This window comes from Paracidovorax valerianellae, assembly GCF_900102625.1.
Taxonomy (GTDB): domain Bacteria; phylum Pseudomonadota; class Gammaproteobacteria; order Burkholderiales; family Burkholderiaceae_C; genus Paracidovorax; species Paracidovorax valerianellae.
The window spans coordinates 41,086-63,908 of sequence record NZ_FMZC01000009.1 but is presented as its reverse complement, the minus strand read 5'-3'; the positions used below and the strand labels follow the sequence as shown (position 1 = coordinate 63,908).

At 67.7% G+C, this 22,823-nt stretch carries 14 protein-coding genes and 1 pseudogene; 13 read left to right on the top strand and 2 right to left on the bottom strand.

Features of this window, described 5'->3' with window-relative positions; all coding sequences use genetic code 11:
- Nucleotides 1-154: 154 nt before the first annotated feature.
- The gene (locus BLT03_RS14640; RefSeq protein WP_175537766.1) at nucleotides 155-1,738 is read right to left on the bottom strand and encodes an NEL-type E3 ubiquitin ligase domain-containing protein; all 1,584 of its coding nucleotides are present in this window, start codon (nucleotides 1,736-1,738) and stop codon (nucleotides 155-157) included.
- A 347-nt stretch (nucleotides 1,739-2,085) separates the two neighbouring features.
- On the opposite strand from BLT03_RS14640, the gene BLT03_RS14635 reads away from it, so the two are divergent.
- The 11 genes and pseudogenes from BLT03_RS14635 to BLT03_RS14590 all read left to right on the top strand — a co-directional run bounded on the left by BLT03_RS14635 (nucleotide 2,086) and on the right by BLT03_RS14590 (nucleotide 20,328).
- Nucleotides 2,086-3,294: a threonine ammonia-lyase gene (locus tag BLT03_RS14635; protein WP_281243302.1), complete on the top strand. Its 1,209-nt coding sequence runs from the start codon at nucleotides 2,086-2,088 to the stop codon at nucleotides 3,292-3,294.
- A gap of 130 nt (nucleotides 3,295-3,424) precedes the next feature.
- On the top strand, nucleotides 3,425-5,026 hold the full coding sequence (locus BLT03_RS14630; protein ID WP_092744502.1) for an OpgD/OpgG family glucan biosynthesis protein: 1,602 nt from the start codon (nucleotides 3,425-3,427) through the stop codon (nucleotides 5,024-5,026).
- A gap of 80 nt (nucleotides 5,027-5,106) precedes the next feature.
- Nucleotides 5,107-5,262, top strand: a complete 156-nt coding sequence (locus BLT03_RS24500) for a hypothetical protein (RefSeq protein WP_175537765.1) — start codon at nucleotides 5,107-5,109, stop codon at nucleotides 5,260-5,262.
- A gap of 74 nt (nucleotides 5,263-5,336) precedes the next feature.
- A complete protein-coding gene (gene queC, locus BLT03_RS14625) occupies nucleotides 5,337-6,041 on the top strand; it encodes a 7-cyano-7-deazaguanine synthase QueC (RefSeq protein WP_092744501.1) in 705 nt (234 codons plus the stop codon).
- An 86-nt stretch (nucleotides 6,042-6,127) separates the two neighbouring features.
- A complete protein-coding gene (locus tag BLT03_RS14620) occupies nucleotides 6,128-6,640 on the top strand; it encodes a sigma-70 family RNA polymerase sigma factor (protein ID WP_092744500.1) in 513 nt (170 codons plus the stop codon).
- Between the two features lie 98 nt (nucleotides 6,641-6,738).
- Nucleotides 6,739-7,623, top strand: a pseudogene (locus BLT03_RS14615) (FecR family protein); the annotation flags it as partial.
- A gap of 85 nt (nucleotides 7,624-7,708) precedes the next feature.
- A complete protein-coding gene (locus BLT03_RS14610) occupies nucleotides 7,709-10,243 on the top strand; it encodes a TonB-dependent siderophore receptor (protein WP_092744605.1) in 2,535 nt (844 codons plus the stop codon).
- A 309-nt stretch (nucleotides 10,244-10,552) separates the two neighbouring features.
- Nucleotides 10,553-12,415 carry a phosphoenolpyruvate carboxykinase (GTP) gene (locus tag BLT03_RS14605; protein WP_092744498.1) on the top strand — a complete coding sequence of 621 codons (1,863 nt, stop codon included), beginning with the start codon at nucleotides 10,553-10,555 and terminating at the stop codon, nucleotides 12,413-12,415.
- Between the two features lie 312 nt (nucleotides 12,416-12,727).
- Nucleotides 12,728-14,008 carry an efflux RND transporter periplasmic adaptor subunit gene (locus BLT03_RS14600; RefSeq protein WP_245711402.1) on the top strand — a complete coding sequence of 427 codons (1,281 nt, stop codon included), beginning with the start codon at nucleotides 12,728-12,730 and terminating at the stop codon, nucleotides 14,006-14,008.
- 30 nt (nucleotides 14,009-14,038) lie between these two features.
- On the top strand, nucleotides 14,039-17,212 hold the full coding sequence (locus BLT03_RS14595; RefSeq protein ID WP_092744496.1) for an efflux RND transporter permease subunit: 3,174 nt from the start codon (nucleotides 14,039-14,041) through the stop codon (nucleotides 17,210-17,212).
- Complete coding sequence (locus BLT03_RS14590) at nucleotides 17,209-20,328, top strand: efflux RND transporter permease subunit (RefSeq protein WP_139160400.1); 3,120 nt, start codon at nucleotides 17,209-17,211, stop codon at nucleotides 20,326-20,328. Before BLT03_RS14595 ends, BLT03_RS14590 begins: the two co-directional genes overlap by 4 nt.
- Before the next feature lie 64 nt (nucleotides 20,329-20,392).
- Here BLT03_RS14590 and BLT03_RS14585 read toward each other — a convergent pair whose 3' ends face one another.
- Nucleotides 20,393-20,833 (bottom strand): hypothetical protein, encoded by a 441-nt coding sequence (locus BLT03_RS14585; RefSeq protein WP_092744495.1) that lies wholly within the window; start codon nucleotides 20,831-20,833, stop codon nucleotides 20,393-20,395.
- 127 nt (nucleotides 20,834-20,960) lie between these two features.
- Between BLT03_RS14585 and BLT03_RS14580 the strand changes: the two genes are divergently transcribed.
- A complete protein-coding gene (locus BLT03_RS14580; protein ID WP_092744494.1) occupies nucleotides 20,961-21,929 on the top strand; it encodes a LysR family transcriptional regulator in 969 nt (322 codons plus the stop codon).
- 31 nt (nucleotides 21,930-21,960) lie between these two features.
- Nucleotides 21,961-22,806 carry a metallophosphoesterase gene (locus tag BLT03_RS14575; RefSeq protein ID WP_092744493.1) on the top strand — a complete coding sequence of 282 codons (846 nt, stop codon included), beginning with the start codon at nucleotides 21,961-21,963 and terminating at the stop codon, nucleotides 22,804-22,806.
- The last annotated feature ends 17 nt before the right edge of the window (nucleotides 22,807-22,823 follow it).

Below are 22,823 nucleotides of genomic sequence, written 5' to 3'. Positions count from 1 at the left end.
TTCGTCACCCATGGATTGCTACAAATTTAATAGCATTACAGGCATGTGATATCCCGGCATACCGCTGTTTTCGCTTGAAACCGGATCAGGCGGACCTTTCACGATGGACGAGGGCGCGCGGGCGGTCGTTCCGGCACCACCGCCAGGGAGAGGCTCACCCCGGCAAGCCGCCCCAGCGCTGCAGCAGCAACGCATCCTCGGCAGCGCGCTGGCGTTGCATGAACTCGGCGGCGGCCTCGTTGTAGGCCACGCGCTCCCCCACGTGGGCGTCGCCATCGCCTGGGAGATCACGGTCATGGAACGGGTCTTCGTCGAAAGCCGCTTCGAGTGCGGCGAACGGCTCGCGATGCAGGTGCCGCATGCCGACGCGCCAGGTTTCGTTGGACAGCAGGTAGGCAGCAAGCTGCCGGCCGTCGCCTTCGGCGTCCATCACCCCCGCAGCCAGGGCCGACAGGTCGCCGGGCGTCAGCACGCTTTGCGCGGCATAGGTGATCTCGGAGGGCACGCTGTCCGGCAGCAACAGCAGGGCCTTCAGGCTGACCTTGGCGTGCAGCATGGTTTCCAGGGGTTCCCTGCGCAGCTGCCGTTCCATGTCCTCGGGAATACCGGGCGTTTCCCGCGCCTGCCAGATGAATTGGTGCACGGCCGTCTCCAGCGCTCCCAGCCGGAACTGCTGCCGCGCCCAGCCGTCCAGTCCCGCCGCGTCGATGCGCCCCTCTTGCACCGCCTCGGCCATCTGGTGGTTGCGCACCGCGAGCACGATGGCGGAAAAGCCTTCGGCCACGTTGTCGCCGCACGATCCGAGCGCGTTCTCGGCCATGGCCAGAACCCGCGCCCGGAGCCGGCCGTCGCGGGCGATGGCCTGGATCACCTGCGCCCCTTCCTTCAAGAGGGTGGCGCCCGGCCCGTGGGGGTTCTGCAGCGCCAGGGTGGACGGCAGCCTTCGCTCCAGCAAAAGGGCGAACGCAGGCGCGTTTTCCTCGCCATCGAAGGCTTCCTGGGCTTCCAGCCAGAGCGAGAAGGGTTCCCGCAGCTCGGATCGAAGTTGGGGTGGCGTGGCTTTGTGCAGGGCCCCGGCACCGATCGCCCGGTAACCCCGCTCCGCGAGGGCCATGACGCCCTCACGGGACAGCCGTTCGGCATGGTCCGGCGTGAGCGTGGCCCCGTTCTCGCGATGGGCCTGCAGGGCACGTTCGGCCGCCTCGCGCAAGGGCTGCGCAAGCGATTCATCACCGATCACCCGCAGAAGTTGGTTGAACGCCGCGCGGTATTCCGGGCCCCGCATGCGGCCATCCCCGTCGCGGGCCGGGGCCACGCAATCCAATGGCGCGCAGGCCAGCAACAGGGACAGGGCCCGCTGACCGGCTTGGGCCAGGCGCCCGGCATCGCGGCGGGCCCGCAGTTGCGCATTCAATACCGACATCCACAGGTTTATCTCCTGGGAGGTCGCCTGCAGGTGGGGATGCTTTCGCCACTGCGCCTCCAGGGTTCGCGCCAGAAGCTGGCGCTGCTCGGGGGCCAGGGCCTTGGCGTGCAGATACTGGGCGGAGGCAGGCGCTTGCAGCCAATCCGCCCATGCCGGCAAGGGTACAGCCGGCGCCTCAGCCGTCGCGCCCGGTGTGGGCGCTCGCGGTGGCTGCACGGGCGTTGCTGGCGCGCCCTGCGCTGCCCCATCGGCAGGCGCGGGCGGGATTCCCAGCAACTCCCCCAGCGTGCGCCGCACGGGGAGCACGGGCATCGGCGCGGTGGCGGTAGCCCCTGGTTCCGAAGGGGGCCGCGTCGCCATGGCCCCCAGGGGCATTCCCAACAGCGATCCGAGCGTGTGCCTCTCCGGCGGGGCGACAGGCGCGGGCGCGTCATCGACCGGCCTCTGCTGTGGCGGCGCAGCAGGCACGGACGGCACACGGGAAGGGCCGGACAGGGGCATGGCGCAACGCGGAGTGAAGAACGCCGAGATGCTGCCCCGGGCCCGGACCCGGGGCCGCCTGCAGCCCGAAGGGGCTGCGCTGGAGGCGAACCGGCCCGCCAGCGCCGCCGGTGATTGGCGTTGGCATGGGCGGCGTGCGGCCCGGCGCACACGCCACAATGGCGGCCATGCTGACCCTCCAAGACATCCAGGACGCCGCCGTTCGCCTGCACGGCCATGTGCTCGACACCCCGTGCGTGGAATCCAAGACGCTCTCGCAGATCGTGGGCGCCCAGGTATTCCTCAAGTTCGAGAACCTGCAGTTCACCGCCTCCTTCAAGGAGCGCGGCGCCTGCAACAAGCTCAGCCAGCTGTCGCCTGAAGAGCAGCGGCGCGGTGTGATCGCGATGAGCGCCGGCAACCATGCCCAGGGCGTGGCCTACCACGCGCAGCGCCTGGGCTTGCGGGCGGTGATCGTCATGCCCCGCTTCACCCCGGGCGTGAAGGTGGAGCGCACCCGCGGCTTCGACGCCGAGGTGGTGCTGCACGGCGACACCCTGGAAGAATCGCGGGCCCATGCGTATGCGTTGGCGGAGGAACGGGGCTTGACCTTCGTTCACCCCTACGACGACGAGGCCGTGGCTGCCGGCCAGGGAACGCTGGGGCTGGAAATGCTGCAGGCCGTGCCCGATCTGGACACGCTCGTCATCGCCGTGGGCGGTGGCGGCCTGATCTCCGGCGTGGCGACGGCGGCGAAGGCGATCCGCCCCGGCATCGAGATCATCGGCGTGCAGACGGCCCGCTTTCCGGCCATGGTCAATGCCATTCAGGGTACGCAGCACCCGCAGGGCACATCGACAATCGCCGAGGGCATCGCGGTGGGCACGCCCGGCACGATCACGCGGGAAATCATCGCCCGGCTGGTGGACGACCTGGTGCTGGTGCAGGAAGGCGATATCGAGCAGGCCGTGCTGATGCTGCTGGAAATCGAAAAGACACTGGTCGAAGGCGCGGGCGCCGCAGGGCTGGCGGCCCTGGTGCGCTACCCCGAGCGCTTTCGCGGCAAGAAGGTCGGTCTGGTGCTGTGCGGGGGCAATATCGACCCGCTGCTGCTGGCGGCCATCATCGAGCGCGGCATGGTGCGCTCGGGCCGCCTGGCACGCATCAAGGTGAGTGCGCGCGATATTCCCGGGGTGTTGGCACGCATCACGGCCACCGTGGCCGAAGCGGGCGCCAACATCGAAGAAGTGCACCACCAGCGGGCTTTCACCATGCTGGCGGCCCAGAATGTGGAGATCGAACTGGTCCTGCAGACGCGCGGCAAGGCGCATGTGCAGCAGGTGCTGGAGCAACTTCGCGCCGCCCACATGGAGGCCGAACTGATTTGATGGCGGCCGTTTGGCATCGGCCCGCAGCAGCCGGTTTTTTGTAGGAGAAAAACGGTTTTTTGCGGAAATTCCCTGCCAAACACAGGACGTTGCATGGGATGGCGCGCGGTTTTCGGCACACTGCGGGCCCATGCAGCAACCAAAACGACGCCACTTCCTGCGCACCCTCGGCCAAGGCGCCGCCCTGGCCTCCGCCGGCACCCTCGGCCTGAACTGGACCCAGGCCTTCGCCACGCTCAAGCCTCTGGGCAAGCCGCAGCCCTTCGACTTCGCAGTCCTCAAGGGCCAGGCACGCGCACTGGCCGCCAAGGCCTACGCCCCATACCAGGGCACCCTGCCCCCGTCGGTCACCTCGCTCGACTGGGACCAGTACCAATCGATGCAGTTTCGGCCCGACCACTCGCTGTGGGCCGACGAGAAACTGCGTTTCCAAGCCAAATTTTTCCACCTGGGCCTGTTCTTCAAGAAGCCCGTGCACATGTACGAACTGGCCAACGGCCAGGCCCAGGAACTGGCCTATGACCCGGCCATGTTCGACTACGGCAAGAGCGGCCTGAAGGCCGGGGACCTGCCTGCCGACCTGGGTTTTGCGGGCTTTCGGCTGAACTTCCACACCGATCCGGTGCGCGATGTCGCGGCTTTCCTGGGCGCCAGCTATTTCCGCGCCGTGGGCGGCGAATGGCAATACGGCCTGTCGGCGCGCGGCTTGGCTATCGACACCGGCATGCAGCGGCCGGAAGAATTTCCTGACTTCACGGCGTTCTACCTGGAGCGGCCCGCCCCGGGCTCCAACACCGTGGTGGTGCTTGCGCTGCTCGACTCGCCCAGTGTGGCCGGCGCCTACCGCTTCGCGATCACGCCGGGCGACACGCAGGTGATGGAGATCGACGCGGCGCTGTACCCGCGCAAGGAAATCGAACGCATCGGCATCGCGCCCTGCACCAGCATGTTCCAGCACGGCGAGAACGACCGGCGCATGGCCAACGACTGGCGCGCCGAGATCCATGATTCCGATGGCCTGTCCATGTGGCGCGGCAACGGCGAGTGGGTCTGGCGTCCGCTGACCAATCCGCCGAATCTGCAGTTCAACGCCTTTGCCGACCAGAACCCGCGCGGCTTCGGCCTGCTGCAGCGCGACCGCAATTTCGACCACTACCAGGACGACGGCGTGTTCTACGAGCGCCGCCCTTCGCTTTGGGTGGAGCCCAAGGCCGACTGGGGCGCGGGCTCGATCCAGCTCGTGGAGATTCCGACGATCGACGAGACCTTCGACAACATCGTGGCGTTCTGGAACCCCGAGCGCAAGCCGCAGCCGGGCGAGGAACTGCTCGTGGGATACCGCCTGTACTGGGGGGCGCACCCACCGGCCAAGCCGGCACTCGCCAGTTGCGTGGCCACGCGCACGGGGCTGGGCGGCGTCGTGGGCCAGCCGCGCAAATACTTCTCGTGGCGCTTTGCCGTGGACTTCGCGGGCGAGAACCTCGCGGCGCTCGGCCGCGATGCCAAGGTCGAGCCGGTCATCACGGTGAGCCGGGGCAAGGTCGAAATCACCTCGGCCCGCCCGCTCGATGCGGTCAACGGCTGGCGCGCGATGTTCGACATCCGGCCCGAGGACGACAGCACCGCGCCCATCACCATCCGCATGTACCTGCGGGTGGGCAAGGAGCCGATCACAGAAACCTGGCTGTACCAGTGGGTACCGCCTGCGCCGGCCGATCGCAAGCTGGTCTGACACCCGTCGAAACCCTGAGGCTGCCGCACAGCGGCTGCCGCTAGAATTGCGTAACTTTTAGGCAGCTACCAGGAGACCCCATGGCCCAGGACACCACCACCACCCCGCACCTCGGCGAACACCACCATGCCCCCGATGGCGTGGAGGCCGTGGTGCCATTGATGCCCATCGTGCTGCCCGTAGTGGGCGGCGTGCTCATGTTCCTGCTGGCCTTCATCGCCATCTACATGGCCTGAGCGCCCCGCAAACCCTTCTCGCAGAGCCCCGCGCCGCGGGGCTTTTTTACGCCCCTTCCTTGAAAGATGAACCCATGAGAGTCGGCCATGCCCTGGTCCTTTTTTCCGGTGGTCAGGACTCCACCACTTGCCTGGCCTGGGCGCTGACTCATTTCAAGCGGGTGGAGACCATCGGCTTCGACTATGGCCAGCGGCACCATGTGGAACTGCAGGCCCGGCAAGACGTGCTGGACGGCTTGCGCGCCGAGTTCCCGCAGTGGGCCGACCGCCTCGGTGAGGACCACATGGTCGATCTCGCGGTGCTGGGCCAGATCAGCGATACCGCACTGACCCGCGACACCGCCATCCAGATGACCGAGGCCGGTTTGCCCAACACGTTCGTGCCGGGCCGCAACCTGCTGTTCTTCCAACTGGCGGCTGCGGTGGGTTACCGGCGTGGTCTGCACACCCTGGTGGGTGGCATGTGCGAAACCGATTTTTCAGGCTATCCCGACTGCCGGGACGACACGCTCAAAGCCCTGCAAGTGGCCGTGTCGCTGGGCATGGGGCAGCGCTTTACGTTCGAGACACCGCTCATGTGGATCGACAAAGCCGCCACCTGGGAGATGGCACGCCAACTGGGCGGCGATGTGCTGGTGGACTTGATCGTCCAGCGGTCGCACACGTGCTACCACGGCGTGCGCGACACCCTGCATGCCTGGGGCTACGGCTGCGGGACCTGCCCCGCCTGCGAGCTGCGCCGCACCGGATACGAGCGGTGGAAGGCGGGCTACCAATAGCGGTTCGCAGGCGGCTGGCCGGGCGGGCGCGTTTAGAATGAGAACAATTCCCATCCACGTGATTTGTTCGTTCGGCGGCCCCATCCATGTCAGCCTCTTTGCACCCTTCAGCCGCTGCCGCCATCGAAACCATTTACCGCTCGCACCACGGCTGGCTGCTGGGCTGGCTCCGACGGCGGCTGGGCAACGCGTCGCAGGCAGCGGACCTGGCACATGACACCTTCCTCAGGCTGATGGCGTCGCGCGATGTCGCGGCGCTGCGCGAGCCGCAGGCTTTCCTTCGCACCCTGGCGCATGGGGTGGTCGTCAACCATTGGCGCAGGCTCGACATCGAGCGCGCATGGGTCGAAGTGCTCGCAGCCCAGCCCGAACCGCAGGCGCCGTCCGCGGAAGAACGGGCACTCGTGATGGAAACCCTGTGCCGCATCGACGCCATGCTCGACCGGTTGAACCCGAAGGCCCGGAGCGCGTTCCTGCTGTCGCAGATCGATGGAATGCCTTATGCGCAGATCGGCCAGCAACTCGGCGTGTCGGAGCGGATGGTGAAGAAATACATGGCGCAGGCCATGCTGCAGTGCCTTCTGCTGGCCAGGGAATGAGCGGCAACGCGACCGAGCAACCCGCGTTCGAGGACCTGCAGCAGGCGGCGGACTGGTTCGCCGTTCTCCAGGATGATCGCGTCACCGATGCGGACCGGCGCCAATGGCAGCGCTGGCTCGAAACAGGGCCACGCCAACGGGCGGCATGGCAGCAGGTCGAAACGGTCGCCAGCGAGTTGTCCGGGATGGCCAGCCCGATGGTGCGCCAGGTGCTGGAGGTCAGGCCGGCCGTGTCCCGCCGCCGGCGCACCGTGCTGCGCACTCTCATGTTGGCCCCAGCGGCGGGCTTGGCGGGATGGGTGGCGGCACGCCATGCGCCCTGGCAGGAATGGACGGCGGCCTACCGCACGGAAACCGGCGAGCAGCGTGCCTGGACCCTGGCGGACGGCAGCCAACTGCTGCTCAATACCGCGACCGCCGTCGATGTGGACTATTCCGTCACGCTGCGCCGCATCGTGCTGCACCGGGGGGAATTGCTCATCACCTCTGGCTACGACGAGTCCCGGCCGCCACGGCCCCTGGTCGTGGACGTCGCCGCCGGGCGATTGACGGCACTCGGCACCCGCTTTGCAGTGCGGCATGAAGAAGACGGTGCCGCCAGGGTGGCGGTTTTCGACGGTGCGGTGCAAGTGAGCCCTGCCGACGAGGCAGAACCCCGCGTTCTGCAGGCCGGGCAGCAGGTGCGCCTTCGCAGCGGCGGAATCGACGCTGCCAGCGATGCGGCCGGCTATGGCTTGGACTGGCAACAAGGCATGCTGGTGGCCGACGGCATGCGGTTGGGCGACTTCATCGCCGAACTGGGGCGCTACCGGCGCGGGCACCTCGCCTGCGCGCCCGAGGTGGCAGACCTTCGGATCGTCGGTGCCTACCCGTTGGCAGACACCAGCCGCGTCTTGGCGGCCTTGCAGGCGACCTTGCCGGTTCAGGTTCGCCAACCTTTGCCTTGGTGGACCGTGGTGGAGGCGCGCCCCGCCCTTCGCTGAAAATTTTTAGCGCGGGGGGTTCCCTTTTTGGGGGAGCGGATTGGCATACGGGATGCCGACCACTTCACCGAACCCGATCGCCACCATGCCTGCGCACCTTTTTTCGTCCACCCGCTCGCCGCTCCTGCCCTTTCGCCGCACGGCGTCTTCGACCGCGCTGCGCGCCGCCCTCATGGCACTGCCGGCTGCGGTGGCAGCCGCAGCAGCCCTGCCCGTGCAAGCCCAGAGCACGGTTCCGGCCACGCGGGAATACGCGATTGCCGCCGGGCCTTTGGGCACTGTGCTGAGCCAGTTCGCGGGCCAGGCCGGCATTCTTCTGTCGACCAATGCGGCCGTGACCTCCGGTGTCGCCAGCCCTGGCGTGCGCGGTCGCTGGAGCGTGGGCGACGGGTTGGCTGCTGTCCTGGCCGGCACCGGCCTGCAGGCCGTGCGCGGCCCGGATGGAATCTATACCTTGCAGCCAGCCGCTACGGCCCAACCGATGTCGGAGGTGCGCGTGACCGGCCAGCGCACAGCCATGCTCGCTCCGGTCACCGTCACGGCCAGTGCGGCCGAAGAATCCAGCAAGGGACCTGGGACGGGCTTCGTGGCCCAGAGCGCCACCGGGGGGACCAAGACGGGTACCTCGCTGCTGGAAACGCCGCAGTCCGTCTCGGTCGTCACGCGCGGCCAGATGGAGGCCCAGGGCGCCACCACCCTGGTGGAAGGCCTGCGCTATACGCCGGGCATCGTGGCCCAGTACGGCAACACCGACCTGCGCTACGACTGGTTCACCCTGCGCGGCTTCACGCCTCCTGCGCGCTATCTGGACAACCTGCGCCTGCCGTTCGGCGCGCGAGGCTATTCGCAGCCCCGCATCGAGCCCTGGGGCCTGGAGCGGACCGAAGTGGTGAAGGGCCCGTCGTCGGTGCTCTATGGACAGGCCGGGCCAGGCGGACTGATCAACATGGTCAGCAAGCGCCCAACCGGAGAACCAGTGCGTGAGATCGAGTTGCAGGCCGGCAGCCATAACCGCAAGCAGGCGGCAATCGACATCGGCGGGGCATTGGACCAGGAGGGCGTCTGGAGCTACCGCCTGGTCGGGCTGCGCCGCGAGGCCGACACCTCGTTCGACTATGTGTCCGAGAAAAAGACTTACCTGGCGCCATCGCTGTCATTCCGCCCCAGCGAAGCCACGCAGGTCATGCTGCTGGGCCAATGGCAGTCGCTCGATTCGCCCGGCGGTGGCGGTGCGCCCGCCCTGCCGGCAGCCGGCACGCTGGACACCAGCCGCTATGCCGCGTTGCCGACCCGTGCCTTCGTCGGAGAGCCCGGCTTCGACCGCTACCAGAACCGCCAGCGCTTCATCGGCTACGAGGCGGAGCACCGGCTGAACGACCAAACGACGCTGCGGCAAAACCTGCGCTACGGCAAAGTCACGGCCGAAACACGCCGCATCCAGGCGTTCTGCCAGGCGGCCTGCAATCCGGCGGCGCTGGGACGCTACGCGTGGGCATTCCCTGAACAGGCCGATCTGCTGACCGTCGACACGCAGGCGCAGTTCGATTTCCGCAGCGGCTCCGTGGCCCACACCGTGTTGGCGGGAATGGATTTCTCCGACGAAAAGGCCACTTACGACGAAAGCAACCTGCGCGTGCTTTCCACGCCTTTCAATGCCTACCAGCCGGTCTACGGCCGCGACAGCGGCGTGATCCCTTCGGTCGCCACCCACATAGCGCAAAAGCGCAGGCAGCTGGGCGCCTACGTACAAGACCAAATGCAATGGGGCCGCTGGATCGGTGTATTCGCCGGCCGCTATGACCGCGCCGACACGGCCACCCGGACGCTCACCACCGCCACGGGCCGTACCGTGGCCACCGACCAGGACGACGGCAAGTTCACAGGGCGCGCTGCGCTCATGTACACGCTGGATGGCGGCGTGGTTCCCTATTTGAGCTATTCCACGTCGTTCCAGCCCGCCGCCGGCACCGACCGGCTCGGCGCGGTGTTCGACCCCACCACCGGCAAGCAGATCGAGGCCGGCGTGAAGTACCAGCCAGCCGGATCGAAGGCCTTGTTCACCGCGGCCGTCTACCAGCTCACGCAGCAGAACGTGCTCACGCCCGATCCGCTGAGCCGTTCGTTCAACGAGCAGACCGGCGAGGTGCGCGTGCGCGGCCTGGAGCTGGAAGCCCGCGGCCCGGTGGCCCGTGGGTTGGAAGCCGTGGCGTCGTATGCCTACACCGACAGCCGTGTCACCCGAGCCAATCCGAACGCCGCGGGTGCGAGCATCCAGGGCAACCGTTTTGCCTTCGTGCCCAAGCAGCAGGCCGCGCTGTGGCTCGACTACGCGCTGCAAGGCGATGATTTCGCCGGCCTTTCGCTCGGCGCTGGCGTGCGCCACACGGGCGCCACTTTCGGCGATGCGGCCAATGTCTACCGAGTGCCCGGCGTGACGCTGATCGACGCAGCCGTGCGCTGGGATCTGGGCCGCCTGCAACCTGCGCTGAAGGGTGTGCGGCTGGCGCTGAACGTGGCCAACCTGGGGGACAAGCAATACGTGGCGTCATGCCTGGCCTCCGCCGGCTGCTATTACGGCGAGCGCCGCACCGTCTACCTGACCGCACGCTACAGCTGGTAGAGCGGAAGGAAGCGAGGCGTCAGCTCTTGCATCGTTGGCGCCACCGCGCCAACGACATAACCCCATGTTTTTTTTGCATGGATTTACCCGTTGTCTGACAGACACGGGCGGGCGGGATTCATAAAATCGTCATCCCAGCCGACCCGCGGACCCTGCGGTCTTCACGCCCCGCAATCCCGCCCGCCGACTGAGCATCAAGCCGTTTTTTCAAAGGCAGCGCTCAGAAGACCCATGCGCAGGCCCAGACGTCGTGCCGCTCGCCGGCCGCTTCCTTTGAAAAAACCGTTTTTCAACTTCAGGAAGCTCCCGATGAACGCACCCACCATGCAAGGCCTGGATCTCCAGGCTCCCGCATACGTCAAAAACGCCCGCCTGTTGGCTTGGGTCGCCGACATGGCGGTTCTCTGCAAGCCTGACGCCATCTACTGGTGCGATGGCTCTAAGGAAGAATACGACCGCCTCTGCCAGCAACTGGTCGATGCCGGCACCTTCCAGAAACTCAACCCTGCCAAACGCCCCGGCAGCTACCTGGCATGGTCCGACCCCACCGACGTGGCCCGCGTGGAAGACCGCACCTACATCTGCTCTGCCAAGAAGGAAGATGCGGGCCCGACCAACAACTGGATGGCCCCCGCTGAAATGCGCGCCACGCTGCAACCGCTGTTCGACGGCTGCATGAAGGGCCGCACCATGTACGTGGTGCCCTTCAGCATGGGCCCGCTGGGCTCGCCCATCGCCCACGTGGGCATCGAGCTGTCCGACAGCCCCTACGTGGCCGTCAACATGAAGATCATGACGCGCATGGGCCGTGCGGTGTACGACGTGCTGGGCGTGGAAGGCGACTTCGTGCCTTGCGTGCACACGGTGGGCGCACCGCTGCAGGCCGGCGAGAAGGACGTGTCCTGGCCTTGCAACAAGACCAAGTACATCGTGCACTACCCCGAAACGCGCGAGATCTGGTCGTACGGCTCCGGCTACGGCGGCAACGCGCTGCTGGGCAAGAAGTGCTTCGCACTGCGCATCGCCTCCACCATGGGCCGCGACCAGGGCTGGCTGGCAGAGCACATGCTGATCCTGGGCGTCTCCAATCCCCAGGGCAAGAAGTACCACGTGGCTGCGGCCTTCCCAAGCGCCTGCGGCAAGACCAACTTCTCGATGCTGGTGCCTCCGAAGGCCTTCGACGGCTGGAAGGTCACGACCATCGGCGACGACATCGCCTGGATCAAGCCCCAGGCCGACGGCAGCCTGCGCGCCATCAACCCCGAAGCCGGCTACTTCGGCGTGGCCCCCGGCACCAACTACCACACCAACCCCAACTGCATGGCCAGCCTGGACAAGGACGTGATCTTCACGAACGTCGCGCTGACCGATGACGGCGATGTGTGGTGGGAAGGCATGGAAAAGGACACGGGCAAGTTGCCCGATCACCTGATCGACTGGCAAGGCAAGGACTGGACGCCCCAGATCGCCAAGGAAACCGGCGCCAAGGCCGCGCACCCCAACGCCCGCTTCACCGTGGCCGCCACCAACAACCCGGCGCTCGACGACGCCTGGGACGACCCCAAGGGCGTGAAGATCGACGCGTTCATCTTCGGTGGCCGCCGCTCCACCACTGTGCCGCTCGTGACCGAGGCCCGCAACTGGACGGAAGGCGTCTACATGGCCGCCACGATGGGCAGCGAAACCACCGCTGCAGCCGCCGGCCAGCAGGGCGTGGTGCGCCGCGATCCCTTCGCGATGCTGCCCTTCATGGGCTACAACATGAGCGACTACTTCCAGCACTGGCTGAACATGGGCGAGAAGATTTCCGCTGCGGGCGCCCAGCTGCCGAAGATCTACACCACCAACTGGTTCCGCAAGGGCGATGACGGCAAGTTCGTCTGGCCCGGCTACGGCGACAACATGCGCGTGCTCAAGTGGATGATCGACCGCATCGAAGGCCAGGCCACCGGCCAGGACACGCCGATCGGCACCGCACCGCAGTACGGCGAAATCAACTGGACGGGCATCGATTTCACGCCTGCGCAGTTCGACACCGTCACCCGCATCGACCAGGCCGCGTGGGCTGAAGAACTGAAGCTGCACACGGCCCACTTCGACCAACTGGCCTACCACCTGCCTGCCGCATTGCTCGATACCAAGGCCGCCCTGGAAAAACGCCTCGCCGGCTGATCCATCGGCAGTGGTGAGGCAAGGCGCAAGCCAGCCCACCATGCTCGACCTTCAAGCGCCCAGCCCGCTACGCGGCCTGGGCGCTTTTTGCTGGGCGAAGATCACCTTCCAATTAAAAGTCATTATCATTTAGCCCGTTCTTTCGGCTAAATTCGCAAGCTGCCAACCCAACCCGGGTCTCGCGCGGCACACTTCCCCACCGCCCCGGTGCCTTCGGGGCCGAAACCGCCGCTGCACCTTCCGGCTTGCCGGGTTGCGCATCGGCTTCCTGCGCCTGCGGCGCTGGCACTTTCTCCCCTCGACGGGCCTGACATGGTTGAAATGGTTTCTGAGCGGATGCCGGCGGCATCCACGCGCCGCCTCTGGCTTCGGCTGCTGGGTTGCGTGCTTCTGGTGTTGATCGCCTGGCTTGCGTGGTACTTCGCATGGCGCCAGCCCGCACTGCAGGAGTCGGGACCCAGCCCTTGGACCGGCCCCATTCCCGTTCGCCTGGTCGGCGTGCAACGCCAGGCCATGGATGAACAGATCAAGGCCATCGGCACGGTGACCGCGCTGCAAAGCGTGACCGTGCGCAGCCGCGTGGACGGCCAACTGGCGCGCGTGCTGTTCGACGAAGGCCAGGAAGTGCGGCGCGGCCAGGTGCTGGCCGAGATCGACCCCGCCCCGTTCCGCGTGAAGCTGGCGCAAGCCGAAGGCCTGCAGGAGCAGATGCAGGCGCAACTGCGCAGTGCGGAGCGCGACGTGGTGCGCTACCGCACGCTGCTGCAGCAGGATTCGATTGCGCGGCAGCAACTGGAAACCCAGGAAGCCTTGGTGGCGCAATTGCGCGGCAGCCTGGCGACCGTGCGCGCTCAGGTCGAAGAAGCCCGGCTGCAACTGTCTTACACCCGCATCGAAGCCCCGGTGGCTGGCCGCCTGGGCATGCGCCGGATCGACGCCGGCAACCTGGTGGCCACGGCCGATGCGCAAGGCTTGGTCTCCATCACGCAGACGCGCCCGATCACGGTGGTGTTCGCCATTCCCGAAACCCAGTTGCCGGCCGTGCGGGCGCATGCGCGCGGCAGCCGGCCGTTGGTGGTGCAGGCGTGGGACCGGGCCGAGTCCGCCTTGTTGGCGACGGGCCGCTTGACGACGCTGGACAACCAGATCGACATCGCTACCGGCACGCTGCGGCTCAAGGCGCAGTTCGACAACGCCGACGACGCGCTCTTTCCCAACCAGTTCGTCAACGTGCGGCTGAAGGTGCGCACGCTCGAAGACGCATTGGTTGTGCCCGCCGACGCCGTTCAGCACGGTAGCCAGGGACCTTACGTGTACACGGTGCGGGACGGCAAGGCCGTGCTGCGCCGCGTGGCTCTGGGCGCCAGCGATGGCGAACGCCTTGCCGTGACCGAGGGGCTGGCCGAGGGCGAAGCCGTGGTGCTGGAAGGCCTGGACCGCCTGCGAGACGGCATCGACGTGGCCCAGGTGATGGATGGCGAGCCACCGCAGACGGCGCTGCAGCTCCAGCAGCGCGCACGCTCGCAGGCTGCCGCAGCCTCCGGCGCCGTGCCAGCCGCATCCGCAGCCAGCACGGCCAGCAGTCCACGCTGACCTTCCGCGCCCCCAGCTGTTTTCATCGGCATGAATCTCTCGCGCCCTTTCATCCTGCGCCCGGTGGCCACGCTGCTGCTGATGCTGGCATTGCTCATTGCGGGGGCCATCGCGTGGCGCTTGCTGCCCGTGGCGGCACTGCCGCAGGTGGATTACCCCGTCATCCAGGTGTTCACCTTTCAGCCCGGGGCCAGCCCCGACGTGACGGCCCGTGCGATCACCGCGCCGCTGGAACGCCGGCTGGGGCAGATTCCCGGCCTGCGGCAGATGTCGTCCACCAGCTCCAGCGGGGCCTCAGTCATCACGCTGCAATTCACGCTGGACGCTGATCTGGCCGTGGGCGAACAGAACGTGCAGTCCGCGCTCAATACCGCCGCGAGCCTGCTGCCCGCCGATCTGCCTGCGCCGCCCATCTATCGCAAGGTGAATCCAGCCGATGCGCCGATCCTGACCCTGGCCATCACCTCGCCCAGCCTGCCGCTGCATGAGGTGCATGACCTGGTCGAGACGCGTATGGCGCAGAAGCTGGCCCAGTTGTCGGGCGTAGGCATGGTGAGCTTGGCGGGCGGGCAGCGGCCGGCCTTGCGCGTTCGGGCCAACCCCACTGCGCTGGCCGCCCAGCAATTGAGCATGGAAGACGTGCGCCGAGCCATTGCCGGTGCCAATGCCAACCAGCCCAAAGGCAGTTTCGACGGCCCGTACCGCACCACGCTGCTCGACGCCAACGACCAGATCACTTCCCCCGAAGCCTATCGGCGCCTCATCGTGGCCTGGCGCACGCCGACCGGCACCGTCGCCGCGCTCCCTGCCGTGGCCGGTAGCAGCACCAGCGCCCCGCTACCAGGCGCTCCGATCCGCCTGGGCGATGTCGCTACCGTCGAGCCCGGCCCGGAAGACCGGTTCCTGGCGGCTTGGGCCAATCGCCAGCCGGCCGTGCTGCTGAACGTTCAGCGGCAGCCCGGCGCGAACGTGATCGAAGTGGCCGACCAAGTGCGCGCCCTGCTGCCCCAGCTCACTGCCACCCTTCCTGCCGCCGTGGAGGTGGCGTTGCTGACCGACCGCACGCAGAGCATCCGCGCATCGGTGCGCGATGTGCAGCTCGAACTCGTTTTCGCCGTGGGGCTCGTCGTTCTGGTGACCTTTCTTTTCCTGCGCAGCGCCACCGCCACCTTCATCCCGGGCGTGGTGGTGCCGCTGTCGCTGGTCGGCACCTTCGGGGTGATGTACCTGCTGGGTTTTTCGGTCAACAACCTGAGTCTGATGGCGCTCACCATCGCGACGGGCTTCGTGGTGGACGATGCCATCGTCATGCTGGAGAACATCGCCCGCCATCGAGAGCAGGGCCTGCCACCGCTGCAGGCCGCGCTCAAGGGGGCCTCGGAGATCGGCTTCACGCTGATCTCGCTCACCGTATCGCTGGTGGCCGTATTGATCCCGCTGCTGTTCATGCGGGACGTGGTGGGGCGGCTGTTCCATGAATTCGCGCTCACGCTGGCCGTGGCGATCGGCATCTCGCTCCTGGTGTCGCTCACGCTCACACCGATGATGAGCGCCCGCCTGCTCAAGGCCCCGCTGCATGCCCCGCCCGGCGAAGCAACGGGCGCCGCCAGGGGATTCATGGACCGTGCGCTCGAACGCTATGGCCGCGCCATCGACACCGTGCTGGCGCACCAGGGCCTCACGCTGCTGGTGATGCTCGCCACGCTGGTGCTGACCGTGCTGCTGTATCTGGCCGTGCCCAAAGGATTCTTCCCCGTGCAGGACAGCGGCGTGGTGCAGGTGGTGACCGAGGTGCCGGCTGAAAGCTCTTTCACAGTGGTGTCGCAGCGCCAGCAGTCGCTGGCCAATGCGCTGCTGCAGGAGCCTGACGTGGCGAGCCTGTCGTCGTTCGTCGGCGTGGACGGCAGCAACGCGTCGCTGTCCAGCGGTCGCATGCTGATCAATCTGCGTGCCCATGGCGAGCGGCAGGCCAGTGCGCGCGCCATTCTGGAAAGCCTGCGCGCCCGCGCCGGTCAGGTCGGCGGCATCACGGCGTGGTTCCAGCCGGTGCAGGAGCTATCCATCGAAGACCGTGTGAGCCGCACGCAGTACCAGTTCACCCTGACCACGCCCGACCCCGCCCTGCTGGACACCTGGGTGCCCCGGCTGGTGGAGCGGCTGCGCGCGCGCGGCGAACTCGCGGACGTGGCCAGCGACCTCCAACAGCAGGGCCGGCAGGCGCATGTGGAAGTGGACCGAGACGCCGCCGCGCGCCTGGGGCTGACGGTGGCCGACATTGCCACGGCCCTGCAGAACGCATATGCCCAGCGCCAGATCGCCACGCTGTTCACACAAGCCAGCCAATACCGCGTGGTGCTGGAGGTCGATCCGCGCCATGCCCGCGGCCTGGACGCGCTGCAGACCACGTTCGTCTCCACGCCCTCGGGCCGCAGCGTGCCGCTGTCGGCCGTGGCGCGCATCACCCAACAGCCGGCTCCGCTGCAAGTCATGCAGCAAGGGCAGTTTCCGGCGGCCACGGTGTCGTTCAATCTCGGCGCGGGGCAATCACTGGGTGCAGCGGTGTCGGCCATCGAACAGGAACTGGCCGCCACCGGCCTGCCTGCACAGATCGAGACGCGGTTCCAGGGCGCGGCCGAAGCCTTTCGGGCGTCGCTGTCCAACACGCTGTGGCTGGTGCTGGCGGCCGTGGTCACCATGTACATCGTGCTCGGGGTCCTCTATGAAAGCACCATTCACCCCATCACGATCCTTTCCACCTTGCCGTCGGCTACCGTGGGGGCGCTGCTGGCGTTGCTGATCAGCGGCCGGCCGCTGGACCTGATCGCGGTGATCGGCATCGTGCTACTCATCGGCCTGGTCAAGAAGAACGGCATCATGATGGTGGACTTCGCCCTGGATGCGCAGCGCCGCCTGGGGCTGCCCGCCCACGAGGCCATCCGGCGCGCTGCGCTGCTGCGACTGCGGCCCATCCTCATGACGACGCTCGCCGCGCTCGTCGGGGCGCTGCCGCTGATGCTGGCCCAAGGATCGGGGGCGGAGTTGCGCCAGCCCCTGGGCATCGTGATGGTGGGCGGCCTGGTGGTCAGCCAGGTGCTCACCCTGTTCACCACGCCGGTGGTGTACCTGTACTTCGACCGGCTGGGCCAACGGCTTTCGCGGCGCCGTGCGGCGTGGCAGGACGACACCGCGGGCACCGCCCCATGAACCTGGCCCGCCTGTGCATCCGCAGGCCGGTGGCCACATCGCTGCTGTCGCTGGCGCTGGTGCTGCTCGGGCTGCTGTCGTGGCGCCTGCTGCCCGTAGCGGCGCTGCCGCAGGTGGACTACCCGGTGATCCGCGTCAGCGCCAGCCTGCCCGGGGGCAGCCCGGAGAGCATGGCAGCCACCGTGGCCGCTCCGCTGGAGCGCGCGCTGGGCGCGATCGCGGGGGTGTCCGCCATCTCTTCCACCAGCAACCAGGGCGCCACGGAAGTGAAGCTCGAGTTCGTCCTGGGCCGCGACCTGGATGCCGCGGCACGCGATGTGCAGGCGGCGATCAACGCAGTGCGCAGCCAGTTGCCGGCGGGAATGAAAGGCAACCCGACCTTCCGCAAGATCCAGTCGTCGCAGCGGCCCATCGTGGTGCTGGCGCTGTCGTCGCCACACCTGGCGCCCTCGGCCCTGTACGACGCGGCATCGACCATCCTCGCGCAGAAGATCGCACAGGTTCCGGGCGTGGCCGACGTGTCGGTCGGCGGGGCGTCGCTGCCCGCCGTGCGCGTACAACTCGACCCCGGCGCGCTGGCACACCAGGGCCTGGCGCTGGACGAGGTGCGGTCGGCCATCGTGCGATCCGGCTCGGTGCAGCCCCTGGGCGCCGTCGAAGAAGGGGGCCGCCATTGGCCGCTGGCTATGGATGGTGCGCCTGCGCGCGCGGCCGACTACGAATCGCTGGTGCTTCGCTGGTCCGATAACGCGCCGGTGCGGCTGGCGGATGTGGCCCGCGTGAGCGACTCCACCGAAAACCGCTACAGCAGCGGCTTCCACAACGAGCGCGACGCCGTGATCCTGCAGGTGCGGCGCCAGCCGGGGGCCAACACCGTGGCCACCGTGGATGCGATCCGCGCGCAGTTGCCCTACCTGCGCACGCTGGTGCCGGCCAGTGTGCGGCTGGACATCGTCGTCGAGCGCTCGCAGGGCATCCGCGCCACGCTGCGCGAAGCGCATTTCACGCTGGCACTGTCGGTCGCGCTCGTGGTGGCCGTGGTGGCGGCCTTTCTGGGGCGCCTGCGCACCGCGCTCATTCCGACCGTGGCGATTCCGGTGTCGCTCATCGGCACGTTCACGGTGATGTACCTGGCGGGTTTCTCGCTCAACAACCTGTCGCTCATGGCCCTGATCGTGGCCGCTGGCCTGGTCGTGGACGACGCAATCGTGGTGCTGGAGAACGTGGAGCGCTACATCGAGCGCGGCATGACGCCGCTGCGCGCCGCGCTGCGCGGTGCGGGCGAAGTGGGCTTCACCCTGGTGGCGATGACGCTCGCCCTCGTGGTCGTCTTCGTTTCGATCTTGTTCATGGGCGGCGTGGTTCAACGTTTGTTCCGTGAGTTCTCGATCACGCTGGCCGCGGCGGTGGTGATCTCGCTGGTGGTCTCGCTGACGCTCACCCCTGTGCTGTGCGCCTATGCCTTGCGCGGGCAGCGCAGCGCGCGTCGCGTGCAGGCCCGCCATGCCTGGACGGCCCGGCTGGGGGCGGCCAGCGCCGCCATGCTGGCCGACCTGCGCCATGGCTATGACCGCAGCCTGGGCTGGGCGCTGCATCACAGCGGCGTGGTGCTGCTGGCCTTCGCGGCGGTGATCGGCGTGAATGCATGGCTTTACCAGGCGCTGCCCAAGATCATGATGCCGCGGCAGGACACCGGCATCGTGCACGCCTTCATCCGCGGCGACGATGGCTTTTCGTTCCAGGTCATGCAACCCAAGATCGAGGCCTACCGGCGGCTCCTGCTGGCCGACCCCGCAGTGGCCCACGTGGCCGGCACCAGCGGTGGCAGCGGCAGCATCGCCAACAGTTTCTTCGTCGTGAGCCTGAAGCCTCTGGCGGAGCGCGGCGGCGAACCGACGCAGGCCGTGGTCAACCGGCTGCGCGAGAAGGCGCCTGCCGTCCCGGGCGGGGTACTGAGCCCCAGCATCGAGCAGGACATCCAGATCGGCGGCGTTTCGTTCGGCGAGGCGGATTCCGCCGTCATCCTGCGGTCGGGAGAGGTCCGGGCACTGCGCACCTGGGCGCGCAAGGTCTCTCTGGCCATGGGCGAGGCAAAGGAGTTCACGGACGTGCAGGCCGTGAGCGACGGCGGCGCCCAGCAGGTGATCGTGGACATCGACCGCGAAGCCGCCCAGCGCCTCGGGGTAGACATGCAGGCCGTGGCGTCCGTGCTCAACAACTCCTACGCCCAGCGCCAGGTGACGACGCTGTACGACCGGCTTAACCAGTACCGCGTCGTGATGGAGGTGGACCCGCGTTTCACGGCGCAGCCGCAGTCGCTCGCACAGATGCAGGTGCTCACCCCCACCGGGGCGCGTGTGCCGCTCACGGCCTTTGCCACCTGGCGCTACGGCCTTACGGAAGACCAGGTCTGGCACGACGCGCTGTTCGCCTCGATGTACATCGGTTACAGCCTCGCCCCCGGTGTCACGCAGGAACAAGGCAAGCGCGCCCTGGATGCGGTGATGGCGCGCGTCGTGCTGCCCGCGTCAGTGCATCTGGCGCCATCCGGAGAAGATGCCGCGCGTGCCAGCGCCGTGCGCTCCCAGCCCTGGCTCATTCTGGGCGTGGTGCTGGCGGTGTACCTGGTGTTGGGCGTGCTCTACGAAAGCATGGTGCACCCGCTCACGATCCTCTCGACCGTTCCGCCTGCGGGGGTGGGCGCCTTGCTGGCGTTGTGGCTGACCAACACTCCTTTCAGTCTCATGGCCTTGCTGGGGCTGTTTCTGCTCATCGGCGTGGTGATGAAGAACGCGATCCTGATGATCGACTTCGCGCTGGACGCCCAGCGCCGCGATGGGCTGCCGCCGCAGCAGGCCATCCGCCGGGCGGCAGCGCTGCGGCTGCGGCCCATCTTGATGACCAATCTGGCCGGCTTCCTGGGAGCGTTGCCGCTGGTGCTCGGCACCGGTGAAGGCTCGGAACTGCGAAGGCCGCTGGGCCTGGCCATCATGGGCGGTCTGGCGGTGAGCCAGTTGCTGACGCTGTACACCACCCCCGTCATCTACTACGGCCTGGAGCGCTGGCGCCAGCGGTGGACGAGCGGCAACGGTTCCCTGGTGCCTGGCCGGCCATGAAAAAAGGGCGCCTGAAGGCGCCCTTGAAAGAGGAGACGTTGCTGGCCGATGACGGCCGCCGATCTCAGTAGTAGCGGCGGATGTTGTCCACTGCGATGCCGTTCATGGCACGGCTCAGGTCGGCCATGATGCGTGCGTCGTGCAGTGCGGCATTCCAGGTCTTTTCGTCTTCGGCTTCGCGGCGGCGGGCTTCGGACCAAGCCTTGTAGCCGGAACGCAACAGTGTGCTGGCGCGACGGGCTGGACCGGCCAGCAGAGCCAGCGCGGCGAAAGCGATGACCCACATGACCATCCAGGCAGCCAGCATGTGGCCTTCGGCGCGGCTGTCCACCACTTGGTTGGCGACGACCAGCACGGCAGCCACGACGGCAGCCAGCAGGAGGGAAGAAGCACCACGCGAGCCGTCAAGGCTGGCTGCAGCGCCCTTCAAGGAAGCAGCGAAGCGCTCTGCGCGCTGTACGCCGGGATGTTCAGTGCGGTATTCGATGTGTACAAAATTTGCCATGATGAGGACCCTTTTCAAACGCTTTTGGCGAAATTGCCGGGCGAATGCGTGAATCTTAGGGTTTACCCCATAGTTGTTCCACTTTATATTTTGAATCTCAGTCATTCATTGAAGTGATGGTTCAAACATGCTGCCGCTCAACTTCCGCTCGCTCGACCTGAACCTGCTGCGTGTGTTCGATGAGGTGATGACCGAACGCAACCTCACCCGCGCCGCGCACAAGCTGTCGCTCACCCAGCCGGCCGTGAGCAATGCCCTTCGGCGCCTGCGGGAGGTGCTGGGCGATGACCTCGTCGTGCGCAGCGGTCAGGGCGTGCAGCCCACGCCCCGCGCGCTCACCCTATGGCCCCCGGTGCGGCAGGCGCTGGCGCAGCTGCAGCAGTCGCTGGCGCCGGGCGATTTCGACCCTGCCACCGCCAACTCTACCTTCGTGCTGGCCATGGCCGACGCCACGGGCGCCACGCTGATCCCGCCCCTGGTGGAGATCGTGGAGCGCGAGGCGCCCGGGGTCTCGGTGCGCGTGGTCCCGCTCACCACCCGCGACCCGCGCAGCATGCTGGACGACGAATCCGCCGACATGGCGGTGGGCTACTTCCCGGCGGTGATGGCCGACCTGACCGCGCGCGCCCAGACCGACGCCGTGGTGGCTTTTGAAAGCGTGCGCCTGTACGACGGCGAATACGTGTGCGTGATGCGCCACGGCCATCCGCTCGCGCAAGTGCCGATGACGCTCGACCTGTATTGCGGCGCGCGCCACCTGCTGGTGAGCTTTTCCGGCAAGCCGTACGGGTTCATCGACGAAGCGCTAACCGCTCTCGGGCGCGAGCGGCGCATCGTGCTCACGGTGAACCAGTTCTTCACTGCCGGGCGCGTGGTCACCACGACCGACCTGCTCACCGTGCTGCCCAGGCACTTCGTGGGCGTGGCCAGCATTGCCGGCGAACTGGTGTGGCGCCCCCTGCCCATGCCGCTGCCCACGGTGCATGTGGATGCGCTGTGGCACCGCCGGCGCCTGCACGATGCGGCCCACCGCTGGCTGCGGGGCGCGATGGTGCGCGCCGCCATGCACACCGCACGCCGCCCCCCCGCCGCCTGAAGGCGGGCCCGCGAGCCTCCACAATCGGCGCATGAAGATTCAACTGCTGTCCGACCTGCACCTGGAAGCCCACCCCGCCTTCGCCCCCAGCCCCGCCCCGGGCGCCGACCTGCTGGTGCTGGCCGGCGACATCGGCTCGTACCAGTCCGGCTCGCAACTGGCCGACGACGACTTCGGCCTCGCGCGCTTTTCCCCGTTGCCGCAGTTCGCGGGCTGGCCCACGCCCGTGGTGTTCGTGCCGGGCAACCACGAGTACGACATGCAGGATTTCGACGCCGCCCAGCAGCGCCTGCGCCAGGTGTGTGACCGGCTGGGCCTGATCTGGCTGGAGCGCGAAAGCGTGGTGCTCGACGGCGTGCGCTTCATCGGGACAACCTTGTGGAGCGATTTCGATGCGCTGGCCGAAGACGAGGGCAGCACCGACCTCGCGCAGCGCCTGCGCCAGCGCGAGAAAGCCTTTCGCGCCGCCAACTTCTACCTGCGCAAGACCGGCGGCACCCGCGCTGGCGAGCCCTTCCTGGCCGAGCCCATGCGCGAGCAATCGCTGGCCTGCCAGACCTGGCTGCGCGAAGCGCTGGCCCGCCCGTTCGACGGACCCACCGTCGCGGTGACGCACTTCGCCCCCAGCCTCAAAAGCGCCGATCCGCGCTACGGATTGATTCCCGGCACCGCAGGGTTCTGTAACGCGCTGGACGACCTTCTGCCGCACGCGCAACTATGGATGCACGGCCACCTGCACGCCCCAAGCGACTACACGGTGCAGGGCACGCGCGCCGACGGCACGCCCTGGCGCTGCCGCGTTGTGGCCAACCCGCTGGGCTATGCCCGCAAGGGCGAGCAGGACACCTTCGCGCCCCACTTCACCGCCACCGTATGATCGTGCGCAGGTGCCGG

Excerpts from the sequence above, each read along its gene's own strand:
- BLT03_RS14590 (WP_139160400.1), top strand. The coding sequence starts at position 17,209 with ATGAACCTGGCCCGCCTGTGCATCCGCAGGCCGGTGGCCACATCGCTG.
- BLT03_RS14620 (WP_092744500.1), top strand. The coding sequence starts at position 6,128 with ATGTCAGCCTCTTTGCACCCTTCAGCCGCTGCCGCCATCGAAACCATT.
- BLT03_RS14600 (WP_245711402.1), top strand. The coding sequence starts at position 12,728 with ATGGTTGAAATGGTTTCTGAGCGGATGCCGGCGGCATCCACGCGCCGC.
- BLT03_RS14585 (WP_092744495.1), bottom strand. The coding sequence starts at position 20,833 with ATGGCAAATTTTGTACACATCGAATACCGCACTGAACATCCCGGCGTA.
- BLT03_RS24500 (WP_175537765.1), top strand. The coding sequence starts at position 5,107 with ATGGCCCAGGACACCACCACCACCCCGCACCTCGGCGAACACCACCAT.
- BLT03_RS14610 (WP_092744605.1), top strand. The coding sequence starts at position 7,709 with ATGCCTGCGCACCTTTTTTCGTCCACCCGCTCGCCGCTCCTGCCCTTT.
- BLT03_RS14635 (WP_281243302.1), top strand. The coding sequence starts at position 2,086 with ATGGCGGCCATGCTGACCCTCCAAGACATCCAGGACGCCGCCGTTCGC.
- BLT03_RS14605 (WP_092744498.1), top strand. The coding sequence starts at position 10,553 with ATGAACGCACCCACCATGCAAGGCCTGGATCTCCAGGCTCCCGCATAC.
- BLT03_RS14595 (WP_092744496.1), top strand. The coding sequence starts at position 14,039 with ATGAATCTCTCGCGCCCTTTCATCCTGCGCCCGGTGGCCACGCTGCTG.
- queC (WP_092744501.1), top strand. The coding sequence starts at position 5,337 with ATGAGAGTCGGCCATGCCCTGGTCCTTTTTTCCGGTGGTCAGGACTCC.
- BLT03_RS14640 (WP_175537766.1), bottom strand. The coding sequence starts at position 1,738 with ATGCCCGTGCTCCCCGTGCGGCGCACGCTGGGGGAGTTGCTGGGAATC.
- BLT03_RS14630 (WP_092744502.1), top strand. The coding sequence starts at position 3,425 with ATGCAGCAACCAAAACGACGCCACTTCCTGCGCACCCTCGGCCAAGGC.
- BLT03_RS14575 (WP_092744493.1), top strand. The coding sequence starts at position 21,961 with ATGAAGATTCAACTGCTGTCCGACCTGCACCTGGAAGCCCACCCCGCC.
- BLT03_RS14580 (WP_092744494.1), top strand. The coding sequence starts at position 20,961 with ATGCTGCCGCTCAACTTCCGCTCGCTCGACCTGAACCTGCTGCGTGTG.